Source organism: Bradyrhizobium tropiciagri (assembly GCF_001189845.1).
Lineage (GTDB): Bacteria > Pseudomonadota > Alphaproteobacteria > Rhizobiales > Xanthobacteraceae > Bradyrhizobium > Bradyrhizobium tropiciagri.
Genome location: NZ_LFLZ01000006.1, coordinates 1 through 22,075, shown reverse-complemented (window position 1 = coordinate 22,075; position 22,075 = coordinate 1). Strand labels below are relative to the sequence as shown.

General features: G+C 64.5%; 21 protein-coding genes and 1 pseudogene. 4 read left to right on the top strand and 18 right to left on the bottom strand.

The features are described from left to right. Positions 1–76: 76 nt before the first annotated feature. Positions 77–1,534, bottom strand: a complete 1,458-nt coding sequence (gene pdxR / locus AKN84_RS07080) for a MocR-like pyridoxine biosynthesis transcription factor PdxR (RefSeq protein WP_128970520.1) — start codon at positions 1,532–1,534, stop codon at positions 77–79. 90 nt (positions 1,535–1,624) lie between these two features. Between pdxR and AKN84_RS07075 the strand changes: the two genes are divergently transcribed. Both AKN84_RS07075 and AKN84_RS07070 read left to right on the top strand, forming a co-directional pair. Further along, on the top strand, positions 1,625–2,524 hold the full coding sequence (locus AKN84_RS07075; RefSeq protein WP_050420034.1) for a DMT family transporter: 900 nt from the start codon (positions 1,625–1,627) through the stop codon (positions 2,522–2,524). Between the two features lie 291 nt (positions 2,525–2,815). Next, positions 2,816–3,961: a tetratricopeptide repeat protein gene (locus AKN84_RS07070; RefSeq protein ID WP_162240847.1), complete on the top strand. Its 1,146-nt coding sequence runs from the start codon at positions 2,816–2,818 to the stop codon at positions 3,959–3,961. 289 nt (positions 3,962–4,250) lie between these two features. On the opposite strand, the gene AKN84_RS07065 is transcribed toward AKN84_RS07070, so the two are convergent. From AKN84_RS07065 to AKN84_RS06985, 17 genes and pseudogenes are all read right to left on the bottom strand, one after another. Next, complete coding sequence (locus AKN84_RS07065) at positions 4,251–5,306, bottom strand: YeeE/YedE family protein (RefSeq protein WP_050420032.1); 1,056 nt, start codon at positions 5,304–5,306, stop codon at positions 4,251–4,253. Positions 5,307–5,459: 153 nt separating this feature from the next. Continuing rightward, a pseudogene (locus AKN84_RS07060) lies at positions 5,460–6,472 on the bottom strand (quinone oxidoreductase family protein). Between the two features lie 123 nt (positions 6,473–6,595). Further along, entirely contained in the window at positions 6,596–8,026 is a 1,431-nt protein-coding gene (iaaH, locus tag AKN84_RS07055; RefSeq protein ID WP_050420031.1) for an indoleacetamide hydrolase, read from the bottom strand. A gap of 32 nt (positions 8,027–8,058) precedes the next feature. Further along, the gene (paaK, locus tag AKN84_RS07050; protein WP_050420030.1) at positions 8,059–9,390 is read right to left on the bottom strand and encodes a phenylacetate--CoA ligase PaaK; all 1,332 of its coding nucleotides are present in this window, start codon (positions 9,388–9,390) and stop codon (positions 8,059–8,061) included. Between the two features lie 19 nt (positions 9,391–9,409). Next, positions 9,410–9,865, bottom strand: a complete 456-nt coding sequence (gene paaI / locus AKN84_RS07045) for a hydroxyphenylacetyl-CoA thioesterase PaaI (protein ID WP_050420029.1) — start codon at positions 9,863–9,865, stop codon at positions 9,410–9,412. 89 nt (positions 9,866–9,954) lie between these two features. Continuing rightward, complete coding sequence (paaE, locus tag AKN84_RS07040) at positions 9,955–11,037, bottom strand: 1,2-phenylacetyl-CoA epoxidase subunit PaaE (protein WP_193399634.1); 1,083 nt, start codon at positions 11,035–11,037, stop codon at positions 9,955–9,957. 124 nt (positions 11,038–11,161) lie between these two features. Next, the gene (paaD, locus tag AKN84_RS07035; RefSeq protein WP_050420028.1) at positions 11,162–11,665 is read right to left on the bottom strand and encodes a 1,2-phenylacetyl-CoA epoxidase subunit PaaD; all 504 of its coding nucleotides are present in this window, start codon (positions 11,663–11,665) and stop codon (positions 11,162–11,164) included. Further along, entirely contained in the window at positions 11,659–12,435 is a 777-nt protein-coding gene (gene paaC / locus AKN84_RS07030) for a 1,2-phenylacetyl-CoA epoxidase subunit PaaC (protein WP_050420027.1), read from the bottom strand. The genes paaD and paaC overlap by 7 nt, the downstream gene beginning before the upstream one ends. A gap of 143 nt (positions 12,436–12,578) precedes the next feature. Beyond that, complete coding sequence (paaB, locus tag AKN84_RS07025) at positions 12,579–12,866, bottom strand: 1,2-phenylacetyl-CoA epoxidase subunit PaaB (protein ID WP_024579339.1); 288 nt, start codon at positions 12,864–12,866, stop codon at positions 12,579–12,581. A 12-nt stretch (positions 12,867–12,878) separates the two neighbouring features. Continuing rightward, the gene (gene paaA, locus AKN84_RS07020) at positions 12,879–13,871 is read right to left on the bottom strand and encodes a 1,2-phenylacetyl-CoA epoxidase subunit PaaA (RefSeq protein WP_050420026.1); all 993 of its coding nucleotides are present in this window, start codon (positions 13,869–13,871) and stop codon (positions 12,879–12,881) included. A gap of 76 nt (positions 13,872–13,947) precedes the next feature. Continuing rightward, complete coding sequence (gene paaX / locus AKN84_RS07015; protein WP_050420025.1) at positions 13,948–14,817, bottom strand: phenylacetic acid degradation operon negative regulatory protein PaaX; 870 nt, start codon at positions 14,815–14,817, stop codon at positions 13,948–13,950. Between the two features lie 229 nt (positions 14,818–15,046). After that, positions 15,047–15,817, bottom strand: a complete 771-nt coding sequence (locus AKN84_RS07010) for an esterase/lipase family protein (RefSeq protein ID WP_050420024.1) — start codon at positions 15,815–15,817, stop codon at positions 15,047–15,049. A 202-nt stretch (positions 15,818–16,019) separates the two neighbouring features. Continuing rightward, positions 16,020–17,303 (bottom strand): DUF445 domain-containing protein, encoded by a 1,284-nt coding sequence (locus tag AKN84_RS07005; RefSeq protein WP_050420023.1) that lies wholly within the window; start codon positions 17,301–17,303, stop codon positions 16,020–16,022. A gap of 218 nt (positions 17,304–17,521) precedes the next feature. Next, positions 17,522–17,998 carry a phasin gene (locus AKN84_RS07000; RefSeq protein WP_050420022.1) on the bottom strand — a complete coding sequence of 159 codons (477 nt, stop codon included), beginning with the start codon at positions 17,996–17,998 and terminating at the stop codon, positions 17,522–17,524. Positions 17,999–18,179: 181 nt separating this feature from the next. Further along, positions 18,180–18,776, bottom strand: coding sequence for a GNAT family N-acetyltransferase (locus tag AKN84_RS06995; RefSeq protein ID WP_050420021.1), 597 nt, complete (start codon positions 18,774–18,776; stop codon positions 18,180–18,182). Then, positions 18,773–19,855, bottom strand: a complete 1,083-nt coding sequence (locus AKN84_RS06990; protein WP_050420020.1) for a PHA/PHB synthase family protein — start codon at positions 19,853–19,855, stop codon at positions 18,773–18,775. The genes AKN84_RS06995 and AKN84_RS06990 overlap by 4 nt, the downstream gene beginning before the upstream one ends. After that, positions 19,852–20,235 (bottom strand): hypothetical protein, encoded by a 384-nt coding sequence (locus AKN84_RS06985; RefSeq protein ID WP_050420019.1) that lies wholly within the window; start codon positions 20,233–20,235, stop codon positions 19,852–19,854. Before AKN84_RS06985 ends, AKN84_RS06990 begins: the two co-directional genes overlap by 4 nt. A gap of 181 nt (positions 20,236–20,416) precedes the next feature. On the opposite strand from AKN84_RS06985, the gene AKN84_RS06980 reads away from it, so the two are divergent. Together AKN84_RS06980 and AKN84_RS06975 are read left to right on the top strand one after the other, a co-directional pair. Beyond that, positions 20,417–21,337: an alpha/beta fold hydrolase gene (locus AKN84_RS06980; RefSeq protein ID WP_050420018.1), complete on the top strand. Its 921-nt coding sequence runs from the start codon at positions 20,417–20,419 to the stop codon at positions 21,335–21,337. Positions 21,338–21,525: 188 nt separating this feature from the next. Next, positions 21,526–21,921: a nuclear transport factor 2 family protein gene (locus AKN84_RS06975; protein WP_430649891.1), complete on the top strand. Its 396-nt coding sequence runs from the start codon at positions 21,526–21,528 to the stop codon at positions 21,919–21,921. Positions 21,922–22,075: the final 154 nt, after the last annotated feature.

Below are 22,075 nucleotides of genomic sequence, written 5' to 3'. Positions count from 1 at the left end.
ACCAAGCAACTTGACACGTCGGGCAACTCAGGGATATATTTCTAATATTCCGAAATCATGCGAGCCCCCTCACCGTCTACCCGCGCGCGGCGCGCTTGCCGGTCAGGCAGTTCGCCATGGTCCGCACCGCGGCGCCGATCTCGTTCTCGCGCCAGGCGGCGAAGCCGAGCAACAGGCCGTGGTCGCGTGGCCGCTGCAGCGCGAGGCTTGAGAGCGCGCGCACCTCGACGCCGGCCGCCACCAGCCGCGCGACCGCATTCTGGTCCGCGGCGCCATCCTTGAAACGGGCGATCAGCTGCATCCCGCCCGGCGGGACCTCGGCGGTGAGCACCGGCGCAAGGTGCCGCGCCAGCGCCGCGGCAAGATGGTCGCGGCGCACGCGGTAGACGCGCCGCATTCGCCTGACATGCGCCAGGAAGTGCCCGTCGGCCATGAAGTCGGTCAATGCCTCCTGGACGTGGACGGACGCAATCAGTCCGAGGTGGCGCTGCGCGATTTCCATCGTCTGCGCCAATGATGGCGGCACCACCAGATAGCCGATACGGATATCGGCGGTCATCGCTTTTGCAAACGTGCCGAGATAGAGCACGCGCCCCTCGCGATCGAGCCCCTGCAGCGCAGGCATCGGGCGGCTGTCATAGTGAAACTCGCCGTCGTAATCGTCCTCGACGATCCAGGTCTTGCCGGACGCGGCCGACGCCAGCAACTCGGTGCGGCGCGCAACCGGCATCACCCGTCCGGTCGGATGCTGATGCGAGGGCGTCGTGAAGATCAGTTTCGGCGCGCGCGCCTCGCGCATCCGCATCATGCCCCATTGATCGAGCCTGACGCCGACGACGTCGGCGCCGGCCGCGCGAAACGCTGCCGCGGCGCCGGGATAGCCGGGATCCTCGGTCCACACCGCATCGCCGGGCGCGACGAGGGTCGCGGCGATCAGCGTCAGCGCCGCCTGCGCGGTCGGCAGGATCAGGATCTGATCTGCCTCGGCGCGCACGCCGCGGCTGATTTCGAGGTAATCGCGCAAGGCTGCGCGCAGGCTCGACCGATTGACCACGGTCTGGTCGTTGAAGCGGCGGCGCAGCGCGCTACGGCGCAGGCAGCGCGCCCAGATCTCATGCGGAAACTCGCGCGCATCCGCCAGTCCGGAACGCAGCGGCCGGAACTTCGCCTGGTAGGACAGCGGCCAGTCCGTGTCGGAGAGCTGCAAGGCCCAGGGCGACAACAGCGGTTTGCGGGGCGCCTCGCGCCTCGGCGCACCTACAGGTTTGGCGAAGCGCACCTCGATATCGTCTGACACCACCGGCCGCCGCCGCGCGGCGACACGCAGATAGCCCTCGGCCGCGAGCTGCTCATAGGCATGCGTCACCGTGTTGCGCGACACGTCGAGCTCGGCCGACAGCGTGCGGCTCGACGGCAGCACAGCCCCGCTCCTGATCCGGCCGCTCGCCATCAGCGCGCGCAGCTGCTGGGTCAGTTGCGCAGTCAACCCGGCATCATCGGCCCGCTTCAGCGCGAGCAGTTCGGCGAGGATCAATCTGGCTCCTTTGTTCTATCTAATCTGGCTCTTTCGAGAGAGCCAGGGTGATCCTATTCACAGGGGGTTATCGCCTGCAAGGATTCTGTCGTGAACCAGTCACTCTCGCCCGCCAAGGCCGCCGCCCTGTTCATCGTCGTGGTGCTGGCCTGGGGCATCAACTGGTCGGTGACGAAAACGCTGGTCGAGGCGGTGCCGCCGCTGTGGACCGCATCGATCCGCAGCTGGGTCGCCCTGATCGCGCTGCTGGTGATCCTGCGCGCCAGCGGCAATCTGATCATTCCGCGGATTGCCGATGTCCCGGTCGTGCTCAGCGTGGCGCTGCTGCATATGACGTTCTTCTCGACGCTGGTCGCCGCGGGCTTGCGCTATTTGCCGGCCAGCAAGGGCATCGTGCTGGGCTACACCACGCCTCTATGGGTGGCGCTGGCCGCCGGCGCCGCGCGAACCGAACGGCTCGGCATGCTCAAGCTGGTCGGCGTTGCCTCCGGACTCGCGGGCCTCTGCGTGATCCTCAACCCGACATCGCTGGACTGGAGCAATCTGCACGTGATCGCCGGTGCCGGCATGATCATCCTCGCCGCGATCTGCTGGGCCGCCAACATCATCTATATCCGCTCACACCGCTGGATCGCGACGCCGCTGCAACTCCTGCTGTGGCAGGTGCTGGTCGCAACGCTGGTGCTGACCATCAGCGCGCTGGTCACCGAAGGCGTACCCACAGTGACCTGGTCACCACACCTCGTGCTGCTGTTCCTCTACTCCGGCTTCATCGGCACGGCGCTGGCCTATTGGGCGATGTCGATGGTCAACAAGAGCCTGCCGGCACTGACCACCTCGCTCGGCACGACCGGGACGCCGATCGTCGGCATCGTGACCGCGGCGCTGCTGCTCGGCGAACCGATCGATCTCTCGCTGGCGATTGCCGCTGCCCTGATCGTCGGCGGCATCGCGCTGAGCTCGCTCGCGGATGCGCCGGCGCGGGCCTAGAGCAGGATGAAGTTAAGTTGAAACGGTTTGACCACGGATTCGGTCCACCTCTCCTGACGGGGAGAGGTGAACATCCGTCGCGACTTTAGCTCAGCTCAATCTAGGGCGGTACCCATAAATCCGGGATACCACTTTTCGAGGTAAAGCCGACACGCGACTCCGCCCTTAGGAACGCCGGCTTGTGACCCCGAAGCTGACCTGCCCGCGGAAACACCTTGCAGGAATAAGTGTTTCATCCTTAGATTGCTGCCATCGATGTTCTGCTCGTGTAGCGGGTCCGTGAGGATGTATATGAAAGCTATTGTCCTGGCCGTGGTGCTTGCACTTGGCACACCGCCGGCGCTGGCTCAGAGCGGCGAGAACCATAGCTCCTGCAATGCGGCCGACGATACATCGGAACGCGCCGTCATTTCCGACTGCACGCAACTGCTCGATAGCGGCAGGCCGGATCAAGGCGAGCGCGCGGTCATCTATTACAGCCGCGGAGCCGCTCACTGGCGCAATGGCGATTTCGATGCTGCGATCAATGATGAGAACGAAGCCATCAAAATCAATCCTAGCTTCGCGGATGCCTACATGAGACGGGGCGCGGCCTATTTTAGAAAAGACGACTACGATCGGGCGATTGCCGACAGCTCGAAGGCTATCGAAATCAATCCCCTGAACATACGAGCATATTCCAATCGTGGTCTTGCGCGTGAAAAGATCGGAGATCATCGTGGTGCGTTGGCGGACGAGGACAAGGCAATCGCGCTTGATCCAAAATTTCCAGTTGCCTATATCATCCGGCAGGAGATCCACGCCGCGATGGGACACCAGAGCGAAGCGTTGGCCGACCTCGATACGGTAATAGGGATCGAGCCGGAAGGTGGCTTTGAAGGTTACCGTGTCCGGGCCACCGCCTATCAGCGGAAGGGCTACTACGACCGCGCCGTTGCAGACTTCGATCGTTGGATCGCTATAAATCCGGATAGCGGGCTCGCCTATGAGCTTCGTGCATATTCTTACTTGAGCAAAAATGACAATACGCGGGCGATTGCTGATGCGAGCAAGGCGATCGAGCTAAGTCCGAAGCTGGAATATGCGTACCGCACCCGGGGCATTGCACACATGCGCAATAACGGTCTCGACGTTGCGATTGCCGACTTTACCGCCAGCATTGCAATCGCTCCTAGCGGAGCGGCCGGCTACCAGCTTCGCGGCCAGGCTTATGCGCTAAAGGGTGACCTCGATGATGCGATCGCTGATTACACGAGGTGGATTTCGCTCGATCCGAAGAACGCAAAAGCTTATCGCGCACGTGGTCTGCTTTACGAGAAAAAGAAGGATGATGCCGCGGCCAGCGCAGACTATGCTGCAGCAACTGCGATTTCGACGAAGTCTGCTCCAAGCTTCGTCATCCCGTCATCTCCAGCGAGTGCAGGTGACAGGAAATGATTGTTGGGGCTATGCGAAGCGAATGAACCCGCGAGCGCAATTCTCTCGTTATTTCGCGAGACCTTGACTTCTGCTGTTGGGCCCTTAGCGGACATTCACTTGGGCATCTTCAATGTCAGTTTTTGACGGCAATCCGGAATCTCGCAATCCCGCACGCGCGTACCCGATTGAGATTTATACGTACACGCCCTAATCCCATCATGTTCCAAAGCATGGTCCGGAAAAACGAAGCGGTTTCCCTCGCGGCAAACGCGAACGCGTTTGCGCGGAGATCATTGCTCTTTTAGCTTCAGGCCGTCGCGAGCGGCCTGACACGGAGCGCGCCGCGCAGGCCGGCGCCGGTGCCGAGCATGATGCCGGCGATGGCGATGAAGGACGACAGCGACAGCGTCGACAATCCGGTCAGCCCCTGCCCGACCGAGCAGCCGAACGCCATCACGCCGCCCGCGCCCATCAGGGCGGCGCCGCTGGCCGAGCGCAGCATGTGCTGCGGCGAGCGGTAGCCTTCGAGTTCGAAGCGTCCGGTGGCAATCGCCGTGAGCAGGCTGCCGGCGAACACGCCGAACACGGTGACGATGCCGAAATTGAGCGTCGAGCCGGTCGACAGCATGACATATTGCAGCGCGTCGGCGATCGGGGCGATGAAGGTGAGCGACGTCACCGGCACCGGATTGAAATCGTCGGCGCCGAGATAGCCGGTCGCGTACCAGCCGCCCGCGACCAGCAGGCCGACGATCAGGCCGGCCGCGATCTGGCCCGGCGACTTGCGGAACGGGGCATGGGCAAAGGCGAAGATGATCAGGATGGCCGCGAGCACCGAGGCCGCGACCATCCGCGCCGGCACCGCGCCGAGGCCGATGTTCGCGAACAGCGCCGGCACCGAATTGGCCGATACCGTGGCCTGCGAAGCCTGCACCATCGCGATCCGGACCGGGGCGATCAGGCCCTTCAGCGTCATCTCGGCGAAAATGCCGAGCACGATCACGACCACGAAGGACCGTAGGTTGCCGCGCCCAAGCAGCACCAGCGCCCGCGAGCCGCAGCCGTTCGACAGCACCATGCCGTAGCCGAACAGCAGCCCGCCGAGGAACATAACCGGCGCCGAGAATGACGGCTGCAGATAGATCGACTTGCCGAGATCGACGAGGCCGGCCGCCGCCAGCAGTTGCGAGGCCGCGATCGCAACCCCCATCGCCAGCGCATAGGTGCGCACCAGCCGGCCGTCGCCCTCCGCCCACCAGCCGCGCAGGCCGCTCATCATGCAGAAGCCGCTCAGCAACCCGACCGAACCGTAGATCAGGCCGATGATCAGGGCAGCGAGGATGACAATGGTGGCGGAGTCCATGCTAGTTCCTCAAGAGTTCTCGTCATTGCGAGGAGCCAACGGGTCCGGCCTTCGGCCGGCCCGATGATAAACTCCGCGACGAAGCAATCCATTCCATTGCATCTGCACGCGAGGAACGATGGATTGCTTCGCTTCGCTCGCAATGACGGCAGGTCATGGCCGCAAAATCACGCGGTCGCGCGACGAACCTGCCACAGCAACGAAAGCCGCTCTGGCCTGCTCCAGCGGATAGATTGCGCTCGGCGTGATCGGAAACGGCTTCAGATGCCCGCTGGCAAAGCCCGGCGTGAGCTCGCGCAACACCTCGCCGGTCGCAACCGACGACAGCGCGAGCGTGTCGATGCCGACATAGGTGTGCTGGCCGCGGTAGAATTCGAGGATGTTGAACTGGACGATGCGGTCGACCGCCGCGATCAGGATCTGGCGGCCGCGCAACGCCAGCGACTTGTGCGCGGCCTGGAAATAGGGATCGCCAACCGTGTTGTAGACGATGTCGGCGCCCTTGCCGCCGGTCAGCTCGCGCACCCGTGTCGCAACATCGACAGCGGAAGCGTCGATCACCTCGACCGGCGAATTGCTATGGCCCTCATAAGGCTCGCTCTTGCGCACCACGCCGATCACGCGTGCGCCGTGCCAGCTCGCGATCTGCACCGCGGCCTGACCGACCTTGCCGTTGACGCCCATCACCAGCACGGTCTCGCCCGCCTTCGGAATGCCGGCGCGGCGCAGGCCTTCCATCGCGGTGACAAAGGGCACGCCGATCCCGGCGGCTTCGTCCCAGGAAATGGTGGCGGGTTTTTCCACCACGGCATCGGCCTCGACAACCAGATGGGTGGCATGGGTGCCGTCGCGGCGGATGCCGAGGTCGCCGGATGAGCCGAACACCTCACGGCCGATCAGGCTGAAGGCCCATCGATTACGACGCCCGCATAATCGCGGCCGGAGGTGCGCGGGAACACAGCATAGGGCATCAGCCCGGTCGCGGCCTTGACATCGGACGGATTGACCGCCGCCGCTTTCACCTCGATCAAGACGTCGTTGTCCCCGCGCGACAGCACATGCGTCTCGATCGCCAGCGCCACCGCCGCCGCGTCCTCCGCCTTCGTCAGCAGGCGGACGCAGCGGGCGTCGACAGGATGACGGTTTGCGTGCTGGGCCGGCGGCATGAATATTCCAGTCCTGGTCGTGAAGCGCGCCGCAAAGCGCGCGGATCGTGGCGGCCAATCGGCCTCACGTCATGACTAATCGACTGACCGATCAATTCAAGAGGCTTGTTTCGGCCGACGGTGTCAGAGCTTCGGTGGCGGGGCCGCGCCCAGAATCGCCTCGATCGACAGACCGAGCCCAAGCAGCCTGGCGTCGCTGCCGACGGGACCGTCGAGCTCAAGCCCTACCGGCAGGCCATCAGGCGTCATGCCGGCATAGAGCGACAGCCCGGGAAGGCCGGCGTTGCTGCCGGGATCGGTGTTGCGGATCATGGCGCCGAAGGTCGGCACCGGCTCGCCGCCATTGACCGACATTTCGCCGGACCCGGTCTTTTCGTCGATGACAGGTGCCGGCGCGATCGTGGTCGGAAACAGGATGGCGTCCAGTCCGTTGTCGCTGAGATACGCGGCATAGATCGCCTGCAGCGCCGGCCGCTGCACCTTGATCGCATCGTCATAGGCGGCACCGAAGGCGTCCGCGGTGATGGCGCCGAAAGCGCCGACGACATCGGGACTGGCGACACCGGCCGCGACGTCCGACAGCGTAATCCCCTCGATCCCGGAGGCGGCGAGCCAGGCCGGGATATCGGCGATCGGCTCATGCAGCGCAACGACGAACGACACCTTGCCGTTCTGCTCGAACAGGTCGGGCATATCGACGTCGACCAGCACCGCGCCATCCGCCGTGAGCCGGGCGCAGGCCGCGCGGGCAACGGCCTCGACATCGCGATCGAGGCCGCTCCAGAAACAGGCGGGAACGCCGAGACGCACGCCGCGCAGCGGAATGGCTGCGGCCTGCGGCGTGCCTGTGATCACGGCATCGAGCAGCGCGACATCGGCGACGGTGCGTCCCATCGGGCCGACGGTGTCGCGGGTATGGCTGATCGGAACCACCTGGTTGTCGTCGTGATAGCGCCGCTCGGCACCGCCATTGCCGACCGAAGGCCTGAGGCCAACGGTCCCGGTCAGCGCCGCCGGCACGCGGGTCGAGCCGCCGGTATCCGATCCGAGGCCGCAGGTGGTGATCCGCGCAGCGATTGCCGCCGACGTTCCGCCCGACGACCCGCCGGGAATCCGGCTGGTGTCATAGGGATTCCGCACAGGTCCCGCGAAGGGTGCGAGATTGGTGCTGGTGATGCCGAAGGCGAGCTCGTGCAGATTGGTCTTGCCGATGACGACGGCGCCGGCGTCGAGCAGCTTTTGCAGCGACGGCGCATTGCGCGCGGGCCGGGCGTGCTGCAGGGCCGGCGTGCCGCCCGATGTCGGAAGGTCTGACGTGTTGATGTTGTCTTTCACCACGATCGGAAGGCCGGCCAGCGCGCCGGTCCGCTTCCCGGCATCGACCTCGCGCGCCGCGGCCAGCGCGCCGTCGCGGTTGAGCACGATGAAGGCGTTGAGGTGCTTGAGCCGCTCGGCACGATCGAGCGCCGCCTCGACGACGCTGACTGCCGTCACCTTGCCGTCGCGGATGTCGGCCACGATCGCCGCAGCGGTTGCTTCGTTGGTATCGGCCATGCCCTGCGCCCTCTTGGATTGCGGGCGAAAGGCTATTCTTTCGGCCGCTTGTCGTAAACGCGTTTCGCCTTGCCGAGCGAACGCTCCAGCGTCTCGGGCGCGACGACGCGGACGCGGGTGGAGATGCCGATCGTGTTCTTGATGAAGGCCGAGACCTTCTCGGCATGCGCGGTCAACCCCGCGCCGTCCCAACTCTCCGGCCGGGCTTCGGCGAGCACCGTCATCTCATCCATACGGCCCTCACGCGTGAGCTCGATGACGAAGTGGCCGCCGCACCAATCGGTCGCCAGCAGCGCTTCCTCGATCTGGGTCGGGAACACGTTGACGCCACGCAGGATGATCATGTCGTCGGAGCGGCCGGTCACCTTCTCCATCCGCCGCATGCCGGGCCGCGCCGTGCCGGGCAGCAGCCGCGTCAGGTCGCGGGTGCGGTAGCGGATGATCGGGAAGCCTTCCTTGGTCAGCGAGGTGAACACCAGCTCGCCCTTCTCGCCATCACCGAGCACCTTGCCGGTCAGGGGATCGATCACCTCGGGGTAGAAGTGATCCTCCCAGATGTGCAGGCCGTCCTTGGTTTCCACGCATTCCTGTGCGACGCCGGGGCCGATCACTTCGGACAGGCCGTAGATATCTGTGGCATCCATATCGAAGGCCTGCTCGATCTCGACGCGCATCGCGTTTGTCCAGGGCTCGGCGCCGAAGATGCCGAACTTCAGCGACGATTTGCGCGGGTCGAGGCCCTGCCGCTTGAACTCGTCAAGGATCGCTAGCATGTAGCTCGGCGTCACCGTGATGATGTCGGGCCGGAAGTCGTTGATGAGCTGCACCTGCCGTTCGGTCATGCCGCCGGAGATCGGGATCACCGTGCAGCCGAGCCGCTCGGCGCCGTAATGTGCGCCGAGGCCGCCGGTGAACAGGCCATAGCCGTAGGCGTTGTGCATCAGCATGCCCTTGCGGCCGCCAGCGGCGCGGATCGAGCGCGCCATCACATCGGCCCAAGTGTCGATATCGGCCCTGGTGTAGCCGACCACGATCGGCTTGCCGGTCGTGCCCGAGGAGGCATGGACCCGCACCAGCTGCTCGCGCGGCACCGCGAACATGTTGAAGGGATAATTGTCGCGCAGATCGGTCTTCACCGTGAAGGGAAATTTGGCGAGGTCGGAAAGCTGCTTGAAATCTGACGGGTGCACGCCCGCGGCGTCGAAGCTTTTCTTGTAGTGCGCGACATTGTCATAGGCATGCTTGAGCGACCAGGCGAGCCGCTTGGTCTGCAGCGCCATGATCTCATCGCGCGAGGCGCGTTCAGCCGCATCGAGCTCGGCGCGATAGCCGCTGTCACTAACCCTGAGCTTTGCCGTTGCCATCGACGTTTCCTCTGAAGCCTTACGCCTTGATGTCGGTGTCAGGCAACCAGGTGCCTGGTATCACCCGCGAATGTCCGCGAAACTCGGCGATCACGCTGTCGCCGGCGGTGACGCGCACGTCGTAGATTCCCGAGCGGCCGCTGCGTGAGATCTCGCGCGCGGTCGCGACGAGGCGATCGCCGAGCTTGCCGGGCCGAATGAAGGTGATGTTGCCCTGCGCCGCGACCGCGCGATCGTTATGGCTGTTGCAGGCAAAGGCGAAGGCGGAATCGGCCAGCGTGAAGATGTAGCCGCCATGGCAGATGCGCTGGCCGTTGACCATGTGCGGCTGCACGGTCATCGCCATCGTCGCGTGCCCCGGCTTGATCTCGACAAGCTCCATGCCGAGACCCTTGCTGGCGTCGTCTTCCTTCCACATCGCATCCGCGCAGGCGCGGGCGACATCCTCTGATGATAGCGTGGCCTTCACGTTCACATCGAACTCCCTGTGCACGGACCCATTGCGATGGGCCTCTTGGTGTCAGTGTTGGGCGCGACACCTTGGGTGTCAACGCGCGCGTAGAATTAGACGTGGTCGTAGTCGACCACGACCTTCTCCGAGCACGGCTTGGCCTGGCAGGTGAGGATGAACCCCGCCTTCAGCTCCCACGGCTCCAGCGAATAGTTCAGATCCATCGGCGCCTCGCCTTCCACGAGCTTGGCGCGGCAGGTCGAGCACATGCCGCCCTTGCAGGCGAACGGCAGGTCCATGCCGGCGCGCAGCGCGGCGTCGAGGATCGACTCGCCGTCGGCCACCGGCACCTCGCGGCGCTTGCCGTCGATGATCAGTCCGGCAATCGCCTTCGGCGGCGCGCCGGCGGGAACGACGACCTTCGGACGCGGCTTGCCGCCGAATTCCGACACGAAGCGTTCGACATGGATGCACTCGTCGGCGATGCCGATCTCGCGGCAGGTCGCCTCGATGGTCTCGCTCATCGCGGCCGGGCCGCAGATGAAGACATGATCGACCGTTGAGGCCGGCACCAGCGAGCGCAGCAGCACCCGCACCTTCTCGCCGTCGAGCCGGCCGTGCAGGATCGGGATGTCCTGCTCCTCGCCGGAGATGACGTGGAACACCGACAGCCGCTGCATGAAGCGGTCCTTCAGCTCCTCCAGCGCCTCGCGGAACATGACGCCTTCGGTCGAACGGTTGCCGTAGAACAGGAAGAAGCGGCTGTCCGGCTCGCGCGCCAGCACGCCCTTGATGATCGAGAGGATCGGCGTGATGCCGCTGCCGGCGGCGAAGCCGACATAGGTCCGCGCCTCGCCAGGCGCGTTGGCGACGCCAAAGCGTCCGGTCGGCGTCATCACGTCGAGCTCGTCGCCGGCCTTCAATTCGTCGGCGGCCCAGTTCGAGAACGCGCCGCCGTCGACCTTCTTCACCGCGATGCGCAGCTCGCCGTCGTCGGGGCCGGAGCAGATCGAATAGGAACGGCGGACTTCCTCGCCGTCCATCGTGGTGCGCAGCGTCAGATACTGGCCGGGCGTGAAGCGGTAGTCGCCTTGCAGATCGGCGGGGATCGCAAAGGTCATCGAGATGGCGTCCGACGCCTCGCGGCGCAGATCGCTGACGGAGAGACGGTGAAAGCGCGGGGTAAGGGACATCATCTATCTCCGCCGTCATTGCGAGGAGCGAAGCGACGAAGCAATCCATCGGTCCGCAAGCGCGGAAGCATGGATTGCTTCGCTTCGCTCGCAATGACGGGGTGCTTCTTGACGGCCTCGGGCATGGTCAATGACACTTGAAGTAGTCGAAGGGTTCACGGCAGCTCTTGCAACGCCACAGCGCCTTGCAGGAGGTCGAGCCGAATTCGGACAACAGCTCGGTGTCGACGGAGCCGCATTGCGGGCACGCCACCTGCTGCTCGCCGAACAGCGCGCGGCGCGAGGAGCCCGGCAGCGGCGGCGCAATGCCGTATTCTTTCAACTTGCGGCGGCCGTCCTCGCTCATCCAGTCGGTGGTCCAGGCCGGCGACAGCACGGTGCGAACCTTCGGCCGGTGAATGCCTTCGCGCTCCAGCGCGAGCTCGATCTCGAGCGCGATCATGTTCATGGCGGGGCAGCCGGAATAGGTCGGCGTGATCGCGACCTCGACATGGCCGTCATGGACCGCGACATCGCGTAACACGCCGAGGTCGGCGATAGTCAGAACAGGGATTTCGGGATCGACCACCTGCGCAGCCGCGCTCCAGGCACGCCGGCGCAGGTCGGCATCGCTGAGCGCAACCGTCACCATGTTGCCCCCGGGAAGGTGCGCTGCAGGGACTGCAATTCACTGAGCAGATGGCCGAGATGCTCGCTATGGCTGCCGACGCGGCCGCCCTGCTGCATCCAATCGCTCTTTGGCAACGCCAGCGTCGCCTCGTTGACGATGCCGGTCACGGTCTTCAGCCAGCGCGACTTGAGCGTTGCCGGATCGATCGCGATGCCGGCGTCGATCAGGCCGCGTTCGCCGTCGTCGACCGCGAACATCTCGCCGGTATAGGCCCAGAGGTCGTCGATCGCATTCTGCACGCGGCGATGGCTCTCCTCGGTGCCGTCGCCGAGCCGGACGATCCATTCCGAGGAATGCCGCAGATGATAGGCGCACTCCTTCTCCGACTTCGCCGCGATCGCAGCAAATGTCGGATCGGAGGAAGCCATCATCGCGCGCCAGTACAGATCGGCGAACGCCGCGTAGAAGAACTGCCGCACCATGGTGCGGGCGAAATCACCGTTCGGCTGCTCGACCAACAGCAGATTGCGATACTGCCGGACGTCGCGCAGATAGGCGAACTTGTCCTCGTCGTTGCCGCGGCCTTCGACCTTGGCGGCATAGGTATAGAGCTCGCGGGCCTGGCCGAGCAGGTCGAGCCCCATATTGGCGAGCGCCATGTCCTCTTCCATCGCGGGCGCATGGCCGCACCATTCGGACAGCCGATGGCCGAGGATCAGCGCATCGTCGGCACGGCGCAGTGCGTAGAGCACCAGCGGCGTTTCGGAGACTTCGATGTTGGCAACTGCCATTTTTCTATTCCACCTGCATCCACTTGCTCGACGTCATCCTGAGGAGCCTGAGCAGTAGGCGTCTCGAAGGATGGTCGCGGTTACGATCGGAGCGTCATGGTTCGAGACGGCGCTGCGCGCCTCCTCACCATGACGGGTGAAAATCACATATGCCCGACTTCGTCGGGAACGTCGTAAAACGTCGGGTGGCGGTAGATCTTGGATTCCGCCGGCTCGAACATCATGCCCTTCTCGGAGGGATCGGACGCGGTGATCGCGTTCGACGGCACCACCCAGATCGACAGTCCCTCGCCGCGGCGGGTGTAGATGTCGCGCGCGGCCTGCAGCGCCAGCGTCGAGTCGGCCGCATGCAGCGAGCCGACATGCTTGTGCGCGAGGCCGTTGCGGCTGCGGATGAAGACTTCCCAGAGCGGAACGTTCGGCGTGGCCATCTCTAGCCTCCCTTATTCTGCGGCTTGCGCGAGCTGGCGGCTCTTGCGCTTCTCGGCATAGGCCATCGCGGCCTCGCGCACCCAGGCGCCCTCCTCATGCGCCTTGCGGCGCGCGGCGAGGCGTTCGCGGTTGCACGGGCCGTTGCCGGCCAGCACCTGCTTGAACTCGTCCCAGTCGATCGGGCTGTGCACCCAATTGCCGTTCTCGTTCTGCTTCATGCCGGGATCTGGAATCGTGAGCCCAAGGAACTCGGCCTGCGGCACGGTGGCGTCGATGAATTTCTGCCGCAGTTCGTCGTTGGAGAAGCGCTTGATCTTCCACTTGGTCGAGGTGTCGCTGTGCTGGCTGACCTGGTCGGGCGGGCCGAACATCATCAGCACCGGCCACCACCAGCGATCGAGCGCGTTCTGCGCCATCGCCTTCTGCTCGACGGTGCCGCGGCACAGCGTCACCATGATCTCGAAACCCTGACGCTGGTGGAACGATTCCTCCTTGCAGACGCGGATCATCGCGCGCGCATAGGGACCGTAGGAGCAGCGGCACAGCGGGATCTGGTTCATGATCGCCGCGCCATCGACCAGCCAGCCGATGGTGCCGATGTCGGCCCAGGTCAGGGTCGGGTAATTGAAGATCGAGGAATATTTTGCCTTGCCCGAGAGCATGGCGTCGACCAGTTCCTCGCGCGAGGTGCCGAGCGTCTCGGCGGCGGCGTAGAGATAGAGGCCGTGGCCGCATTCGTCCTGCACCTTGGCGAGCAGCGCGGCCTTGCGGCGCAGCGACGGCGCGCGGGTGATCCAGTTGCCCTCGGGCAGCATGCCGACGATTTCGGAATGGGCGTGCTGGGAAATCTGCCGGGTCAGTGTCTTGCGGTAGGCGGCGGGCATCCAGTCGTTGGGCTCGATGCGCTCATCGGCATCGATGCGGGCCTGGAACTGACTGGCACGGGCAACATCCTCGACGCCGCGATCGTCGCCGTCGGATGAGTTGAGCGCCTGCGTATACATGGCCGACCTCCCGGTGTGTTGTTAGGCGGGAATATATAACACAATTTTCAAAATGCAATATGTTTTTGTAATATATTCAGATGCCCTCGAAACGCCGCGCCACCGCCCCGTTGGGCTTCGGCAGCGGCCCGTCCTCGTTGGTTGCATGGTCGTCAAGCCATTGTTCCGACGACGAAAGCAGCCCGCGATAGATTTCGCCGCAGAGTTTGCGCGCGGCCCTGCCCGGCCAATCCTTCGGCAAAAGCTGATACGGCAGCAGCGGATCGCGCAGCACGACCCGGCGGTAGTGATGGATCAGCAGGATGCGCGCGGTGAAGGCGTCGGCGTCGCTCAGCGTCTCGCCTCGCACGATCCAGCCGTGCAGCGGCTCGAAGGTCTTCATGAACTTCAGATAGGCATCCGCGGTGCGATCGAGCGGCCAGCTTTCGCTGAGCAGCCGGCGCCCGCTGTCGTCTTCTGCGGAGACTTCCAGACGGATCGCGCGCGCCGCTTCATCCGGGATCGGCGCGCCCGACGGTGCAACCCACACGCCGGGCAGCGGGCTGCCGAAGCCGGCATTCTTCAGTGCCTCGCGCGCGGCGTCGCGGTCCTCGGCATTGCCGATCAGCAGCAGCTCGAAGCGGCCGGTCCAGTCCGACGGCGGCGGATCGTAGATGTGCCTGGTCGCGGTGTCGAAGGTCTGCCGGCCTTTTGCATTCAACCGATAGAAACTGTTGCGGCCGACCTTGCTGCGCTCGAGCCAGCCGTCGGCGGCGAGCCGCGACATCGCGGTGCGCACCACATTGCCGTCGATGTCGAGCGACTTGAAGAATTCGAGCAGCGTGCCGAGCCACACCGAACCGCCGCGCGGCACGATGGAATCGCCGAACACAGTGATGATGATCGAGCCGGTGCGAGACGGCTCGCGCTTCAGCTGATCGACGATGCGGGCAAGCGGCTGCGGCATGCCTCAACGCATAGCGCGTTTTGTCGATTCACGACAATGCGGAGGTCTACCCCTTCTCCCCGCGCGCGGGGCCGAGGCGAGCGAAGCTCGCTCTGAGAAGGTCGGGATGAGGGGGACTCTCCGCATACACGGTGAAAGTTGCCCTAGCGGCGACTCCCCCTCACCCGGATTGCTTCGCAATCGACCTCTCCCCGCAAGCGGGGCGAGGTGAAGAGAGAGCTCGCAAGACTCAGCGATTGGGATTCGGATAGACGAGGCTGCGCCAGCCGCTGCGATCGAACGGCGCCCATTCGCCGTCCTTCTGCGCGAGCCGATCGGCGACCGCGTAGACGACGGCCGGGTGATGGCCCATGCCGCAATGGCTGCTCTCGACCTCGATGCTGTCGGTCATCGGCGAGTTCTGCTCGCGGCAGCCCTGCCAGGCGCAGACGCCGTCGGTGCGGCTGAAGATCGCGGTGGTCGGCACCGGCGGCGCGCTGGCGAGCGAGCCGCCGAAACGCGAATCCTCCTCGTCGGCGCGGCGGCCGCTGGCCATCTCGTAGACGCGCCAGGCGTTGGTCGATTTCGGGCCTGCAGCGAACGGGCTGCCGAGTGTGATCACCTGGCGTACGCGCTCCGGCATCATCTTGGCGAGCTGGCGCGCATAGAGGCCGCCGAGGCTCCAGCCGACCAGCGAGACCTTGCGGCCGCTGGTCTCATTCATCTCCTGCAGCAGATCGACCATCCCGTCCTGCACGCCGGAGCGCAGCCCGAGGTTGCGGCCCTGGCGCCAGCCGCTGACGGCGTAGCCCTTGCTCTTGAGGAAGTCGCGCAGCGGACGCGTGGACATGTCGGAGGCAATCAGCCCGGGCAGCACGAGTACCGGATGCCCGTCGCCGCGCGGCGCGAGGCTCAACAGCGGCAATGCACCAAGAAAGGCACCGAGCTCATGAATGGCGCGGCCTTCCAGGAACATCAGCGTCCTGGACGGCGGGCGTAGCGTCTGCGCAGCAACGGACATTTCAACTCCTCTTCAGACGGCCCCTGACGTCCCGGCGGCCGGCAATGGAATCAACGAGAATAGGTCAACGGAGTTGACGCAAACCCGGCGGAATCGTTCCGCAACGCACAATCAACCTTGAAAAGCTAGGGAAGCGATCACTTTCGTGCAAGCGGCCCAAGTCACACTTGCCACAACTATTGTGACGTCCGTGCCCAATCGGTCACAGCAGCCGCAGCACGTATTCCAGCGTGTAAAGCGCGAGCCCGGCAAGCCCACCGATCAGCGAACCGTTGAAGCGGATGTATTGCAGGTCCTTGCCGACATTGACCTCGATCAACGAGATCAATTGCTCCATGTCCCAGCTCTTCATCTGGTCGGCGATGAAGCTCGAGACACCGCTCTTCTGCTCGGCGACGACGGTGCGCAGGATCGCGACCAGGCCTTGATTGATCTCACCGCGCAGCTCGGCATCTCCGTGGAGAGCATCGCCGGCCTCGACGAACATCCTCGCCAACTGATGCTGCAGCACCTGCGACTCGCCCGAGGCGCTGCGCTCGATGAAGTCCTTGACGTTGGCCCAGATGGTGCGCCCGAGATTGGCAAGCTCCGGCCGCGCCATCAGATCGCGCTTCAGACCGTCGATGCGATCGGCGAATGCCTTGTCGCTGCCGAGCCGATCGACGAACGACAGCAGCATGCGGTCGAACTCGCCGCGGAACGGATGCTTCGGATCGTTGCGCACTTCCTCGAAGAATTTCGTGGCCGAGGCGATGATCCGGTTCACCACGAATTTGTCGGCACGATAGAGCCGAAGCAGCGTCGGCATCTCCGCGCGGACCTTGTCGCGGATCACGGTCATGGTCTCCTGCTGCGTCAGCGTCTGGTGCAGCACGCGCAGGATGTCGTCGAGCAGGCCGCTATGCTTGCCCTCCTGCACGAAACCGCGCAGCGCGCCGGCCGCGAGCGGGGCGAGATCGATCGCGAGCACCTGCGTCGTGATGCGGCGGCTGATGAACTGCATCAACCCCGAGCTCTCGGTCGCCGCGAACGCTTCGGGCAGCATCCGCAGCACGAAGCGGGCGAGATCCTCGGACCGCTTGCGGTCGCGCAGCCAGTCGGCGATGAACGAACCGAAATCGATCTCGCGGAGCTTGGCCTCGACCGGCCCGGATTCCAGAAAATTGTTCTCGATGAACTCGCCGAGCTTCTCGGCGATGCGCTCCTGATTGCTCTGGATGATCGCGGTGTGCGGGATCGGCAAGCCCAGCGGCCGCTTGAACAGCGCGACGACGGCATACCAGTCGGCGAGCCCGCCGATGGTCGCGGCTTCGGCAAATGCCGCGATGAAGCCGAACACGGGATGCACCGGCAGCAGCGCCTTCGAGACGATGAAGATGATGAGGGTTGCCGCCAGCACCCCGGTCGCCAGCCACTTCACGCGGCGCAGCTCGGCTGCGCGTTCGGCATCGACGGGCGTTGAGGTGAGGGCGACGGGAAGGGTCATGACGGCTTTCAATTAAATAGATGCCGCACGCACGGACGTCATCCTGAGGTGCGCGCACTTTGCGCGCCTCGAAGGATGGCCACAAGCACCGTCGCTCGTGGCCATCCTTCGAGCTCGCCGAAGACGGCTCGCACCTCAGGATGACGACTGTGGGGCAAAAAAGAAGGCCCGCGAAATGGCGGGCCTTCGAAAAGGGCAGTTGGTCAGTGCAAGCGCGATCAGGCGGTCTTGCCGTAGACCTTGGCGAAGTTGTCCTGCGCGGTCTTCGCACCGTCGGTGACGAGCTTGCCGAGATACTCTGACGTGGCCTTCGCCCGCGAGACGAACAGTTCGCCACGCGCACGGACCAGGTCCGACTGGATCTGGGCGGCTTCGCTCAGCGACTTGGCGGAAGCGAGCTTGTCGATGCCGGCGAAGAACGCCTCGGCGTCCTGGTAGATCGCCTGCTGGATGTTGCGGCTGATCTTGGCGGCTTCGGTCACCGAACCGGCAACAGCGGTCTCGATCACGTTGGTCACCTTCTCGGAGCCGGCATACGCATCGGCAGCGCGGGTCTTGGCGGCCTCGGCCTGCTTCTTCACGAACTCACGGGCGGCTTCCGGAACTTCCAGGTTCTGCAGCTTGGTGAACGCCTCGGTGACGGGCGCGAAGGCTTCCTTGACGCTGTTCAGCACGGAATTGGTTTCGGTGGTCATTGGGGTCTCTCCATCCTCAGGTTTGAGCTATGGGCTCACCCCGTCCGGATTGGCCCGGGGCAAAAGTGTTATGTCACAATCCATGGTGCGTCGCAACATCGATGTTGCAGCGCGATATCACGAACTCGTGAATAGCATGAATAACCGGCAGATTGCCCGCGGAACCGGCAACTAGAGGTATTTAGTCACCACCAACCGCTCCGGGTAGCCCGTAGGCCTCCATCTGCGCCCGAACCTGCGCCACATTGTGCCCGAGCACGACGATGTCGTGGGTCTTGCCCTCGACGTCGCGGACATGGTCGCGCAGCAGGGCCTCCGCCTTGAAGCCGAGGCTTTCGAACAGCGCGATCGCCGCCCGCTGGTCGACGGTCATCTGCACCGAGAACTTCTCCAGCCCGGCGCCAAGGGCGATAGCGAAGGTCTCCTGCGACAGCGCCCGGCCGACGCCCTGCCCGCGCACGTCGAGCGACACCACCATCCGGATCTCGCCGACATGCGGCGACCAGGAGTGCGGATCGCGCACCAGGGTGCCGCAGCCGACCACCGTGCCGTCCTTGACCGCGAGCAGGCTCGTGATGTCGCCGCGCTCGATCTCGTTGATCCAGGCCGACAGCACCTTCGGCTGGCTGATGTTGCGCGGCAGGAACAGCAGATCATGCGTCGGCAGTTTCTGTGCGAAGGCCAGCACCGCGGCCTCGTCGGCCCGCTTCATCAGCCGGAACTCGATGTCGCCCGCCTCGGTCTTGACGTGGCGCGGATAGGAACGTTGTTCGGTCATGTCGATCTCTTGCCCAACCAGGAGTCCAGTTTCGGCCACAGCCGCTTGATTGCATTGGCGCCGGCGACCAGCGAGACGTGACCGCCTTTCAGCATCACTTCCTCCTTGTCCGCCGAGCCGATCTTGGTGATGAGGTGCTTTGCCGCGTCATACGGCACGATGTGATCGTGCTCGGCGACCGCATGCAGGATCGGCACCTTGATGTTGGCAAGCTTGGCCTCGCGGCCGCCCACCGTCATGGTGTCGTTGTAGAGCTTGTTGTCCCACATCAGATCTTTGGTGATGGCGCGGAAATACTCGCCGGCCAGCGGCAGCGTGTCGGTCGCCCAGCGGTCGAACATCCGGTACGATTTGACGAACTCGTCGTTCCAGATGTTGTCCCAGAGCTGGATCTGGCCGACGACGCGCGCGGCCGGCCGCAGCATGTCGAACGACTGCAGGATCAGTTCGGGCGGCATGTTGCCGGTGCTGTCGATCAGGCGGTCGACGTCGAAGTAGCGGCGATCGGCGAAATTCGAGAACAGCTTCATCTCGCGGAAATCGATCGGCGTGGTGAAGCAGATCAAATTCTTCATCGGCCCGTCGTTGAAGATCGAGCCATAGAGCAGCGACAATACGCCGCCGAAGCAATAGCCGATCACCGAGACGTCCTTTTCGCCGGAATCCTGCTGCACGCGGCGGACCGATTCCGGGATGAAGTCGAGGACGTAGTCCTCCATGCGCAGCGATTTCTCCTCGGGCTTCGGCGCGGTCCAGTCCAGCATGTAGACGTCGAAGCCGCGCTTGAGCAGGAATTCGATGAAGCTCTGCCCCGGCACCAGGTCGAGGATGTAGCCGCGGTTGGTGGTCGCCATCACGATCAGCACCGGCACGCGATAGACTTCGTCGGACATCGGCCGGTAGTGATAGAGGTTCATGGTGCCGCGTGAATACAGCACGTCCTTCGGCGTCTCGCCGAGCGTGGGGCCCGAGCTCGAGAAGTACTCGACGCCCTTGATGCTGCGCTGGATCGCGCGCTGCACCTCGGACTGGACCCGCTCGGAGATCGAGGCGAAATCAAACGGGGTGGGAGCATTCATTTGCTGTCTCCCTGCGATGGCGGGCGCCTGGTGCGCGGCGGCCGTGGCGTCGCGCCGTGGCCATCGCCCGGCGCCAGCGAATTGTGATGCACCTGCTGCAGCAGCGTCTTGATCTCGTTGAGCTGGTTCTCCATCGACTGCAGGCGCTCGGCCATGCCGACCAGCTGCGCGCGGCTCGGCAGGTTCATCGCCAGCAGATATTTCTCCATCATCTCGCCGAGCTGCTTCTGCGCGCCCGCCGCAGCGCCGCCGGCTTGATTCATCACCTTCGAGAATTCAGGCGAGCTCATCAGCTGGTTGCCGAAGGAGTTGAACCCCTTCTCCATCTCGCCAATCATCGTCTGCCAGATCACGGCAGGGTCGTTGCCCTTGTCGGCCATGTGGCCCTCCTCCACAGCAATTTCGAGCGCTTGTCGCGCTTCGGTTTGTTTGCGCCATACGACACTGTTGCCAATGATCGGTCAACTGCGCGGCGCGTCCAGCGACGTCGAAGCTCTTCTGCGCTGCGTCAATCCATGGCAGCATGCAGGTTCCTGACCGCGAATCCAGGAGAGGACGCCCGTGACCACGCTCGCCCACCAGTTGCCGCAAATAACCCGCGCGAACGGCATAGACATCTGCTACGAGATATTTGGCGATGCGAATGCGGAGCCGCTGCTTCTCATCATGGGCCTTGGCGCCCAGATGATCCATTGGGACGACGAATTCTGTCGCCGGCTCGCCGCGCGCGGTTTTCGCGTGATCCGGTTCGACAACAGGGATATCGGCAAGTCCTCCCGCATGAGCGGCGGCAAGCGGCTGACTGCGCTCGAGCTCATCAAGCTGCGCTTCCTGAAGATTCCCGTGGCAGCGCCCTACCGGCTGGCCGACATGGCGCGGGACACGATCGGATTGATGGACGCGCTTGGCATCCGCACCGCGCATCTGGTCGGCGCCTCGATGGGCGGCATGATCGCGCAGGAGGTTGCGATCACCTTCCCCGAGCGCGTGCGTTCGCTGACCTCGATCATGTCGACCACGGGCAATCCGAAGATACCGGGACCGACCCGCGAGGCGACCGCGGTGCTGATGGCGCCGCCGCCGAAGAGCAAGGAAGAGTATTTTGTCCGCTACGGGCAGACCTGGAAGGTGCTGCGCAACGGCTCGTTCCCTGAAGACGAGGCGCTCGATCCCGAACGCGCGCGGCGCGCCTTTGAGCGCGGCCTCAACCCGGAGGGCGTCGGCCGCCAGCTGCGCGCCATCCTCGCCTCCGGCAGCCGCAAGGAACGGCTGCGCAGCGTCAAGGCGCCGACGCTGGTGATCCACGGCACCATCGATCCGCTGGTGCACCCCGAGGGCGGCAAGGACACCGCGGCCTCGATCCCGGGCGCGAAGCTCCTGATGGTCGAGGGCATGGGCCATGCGCTGCCGATCCCGATGTGGCCAGTGATCATCGACGCCATCGACAAGCATGCGCATGGCGCCGCGGCGAAGGCTGCATAAAGCCGGTATCTCCTGGTGACCATGTGAGCCAGGGGTGCGTTCTTTCGGCCGTATCACGGAGGCGGTAGAGAGCAGGATGCGCCGCGCGGGCGCGCGCCATCAGCCTCGGGAGCCACCAGATGAAGACCCTTCTCCGGCCACGGACAGCCGTCGCCGCTCTCCTCCTCGCGCTCGCGTCGTCGTCCGCGATGGCGGCCACCAGCGAGGCGCAGCAGGAAGCCAACCGCAAGGCGGTGCTGGCGTTCTACGACAAGGGACTGAACCAGAAGGACGCTGACGCTGCGCTCGCCTATGTCGGCAACCGCTATGTGCAGCACAATCCCGGCGCCGCCGACGGCCCCGAAGGCTTCCGCAAGTTCATCGGCTTCCTGCGCGACAAGTTCCCGAACTCGCACAGCGAGATCAAGCGTTCGTTCGTCGACGGCGACTACGTGATCCTGCATGTCCACGCGGTGCGCGAGCCCGGCACCCGCGGCAACGCGATCGTCGACATCTTCAAGCTCGAGGACGGCAAGATCGTCGAGCATTGGGACGTGGTGCAGCCGATTCCGGAAAATCCGGCGAACAACAACACGATGTTCTAATCTGTTGCTGCCGGATCTGAATCGGTCTTGCGCGGTCTCGGTTCACCTCTCCCCTCCGGGGAGAGGTCGGATTGCGAAGCAATCCGGGTGAGGGCTCTTGCTCTCTCGATACACCGGGACCCCTCACCCGATTTGCTACGCAAATCGACCTCTC

What these genes read in the sequence shown, in the direction of transcription:
- paaE (WP_193399634.1), bottom strand. Translation starts at nt 11,037, where the DNA reads ATGATGTCCCTTACCCCGCGCTTTCACCGTCTCTCCGTCAGCGATCTG.
- AKN84_RS06985 (WP_050420019.1), bottom strand. Translation starts at nt 20,235, where the DNA reads ATGGCCGACAAGGGCAACGACCCTGCCGTGATCTGGCAGACGATGATT.
- paaB (WP_024579339.1), bottom strand. Translation starts at nt 12,866, where the DNA reads ATGGCCACGCCGAACGTTCCGCTCTGGGAAGTCTTCATCCGCAGCCGC.
- AKN84_RS06995 (WP_050420021.1), bottom strand. Translation starts at nt 18,776, where the DNA reads ATGACCGAACAACGTTCCTATCCGCGCCACGTCAAGACCGAGGCGGGC.
- iaaH (WP_050420031.1), bottom strand. Translation starts at nt 8,026, where the DNA reads ATGGCCGATACCAACGAAGCAACCGCTGCGGCGATCGTGGCCGACATC.
- paaX (WP_050420025.1), bottom strand. Translation starts at nt 14,817, where the DNA reads ATGCCGCAGCCGCTTGCCCGCATCGTCGATCAGCTGAAGCGCGAGCCG.
- paaC (WP_050420027.1), bottom strand. Translation starts at nt 12,435, where the DNA reads ATGGCAGTTGCCAACATCGAAGTCTCCGAAACGCCGCTGGTGCTCTAC.
- AKN84_RS07010 (WP_050420024.1), bottom strand. Translation starts at nt 15,817, where the DNA reads ATGTCCGTTGCTGCGCAGACGCTACGCCCGCCGTCCAGGACGCTGATG.
- AKN84_RS07070 (WP_162240847.1), top strand. Translation starts at nt 2,816, where the DNA reads ATGAAAGCTATTGTCCTGGCCGTGGTGCTTGCACTTGGCACACCGCCG.
- AKN84_RS06975 (WP_430649891.1), top strand. Translation starts at nt 21,526, where the DNA reads ATGGCGGCCACCAGCGAGGCGCAGCAGGAAGCCAACCGCAAGGCGGTG.
- paaA (WP_050420026.1), bottom strand. Translation starts at nt 13,871, where the DNA reads ATGTATACGCAGGCGCTCAACTCATCCGACGGCGACGATCGCGGCGTC.
- paaK (WP_050420030.1), bottom strand. Translation starts at nt 9,390, where the DNA reads ATGGCAACGGCAAAGCTCAGGGTTAGTGACAGCGGCTATCGCGCCGAG.
- AKN84_RS06990 (WP_050420020.1), bottom strand. Translation starts at nt 19,855, where the DNA reads ATGAATGCTCCCACCCCGTTTGATTTCGCCTCGATCTCCGAGCGGGTC.
- AKN84_RS07000 (WP_050420022.1), bottom strand. Translation starts at nt 17,998, where the DNA reads ATGACCACCGAAACCAATTCCGTGCTGAACAGCGTCAAGGAAGCCTTC.
- AKN84_RS07065 (WP_050420032.1), bottom strand. Translation starts at nt 5,306, where the DNA reads ATGGACTCCGCCACCATTGTCATCCTCGCTGCCCTGATCATCGGCCTG.
- paaD (WP_050420028.1), bottom strand. Translation starts at nt 11,665, where the DNA reads ATGGTGACGGTTGCGCTCAGCGATGCCGACCTGCGCCGGCGTGCCTGG.
- AKN84_RS07005 (WP_050420023.1), bottom strand. Translation starts at nt 17,303, where the DNA reads ATGACCCTTCCCGTCGCCCTCACCTCAACGCCCGTCGATGCCGAACGC.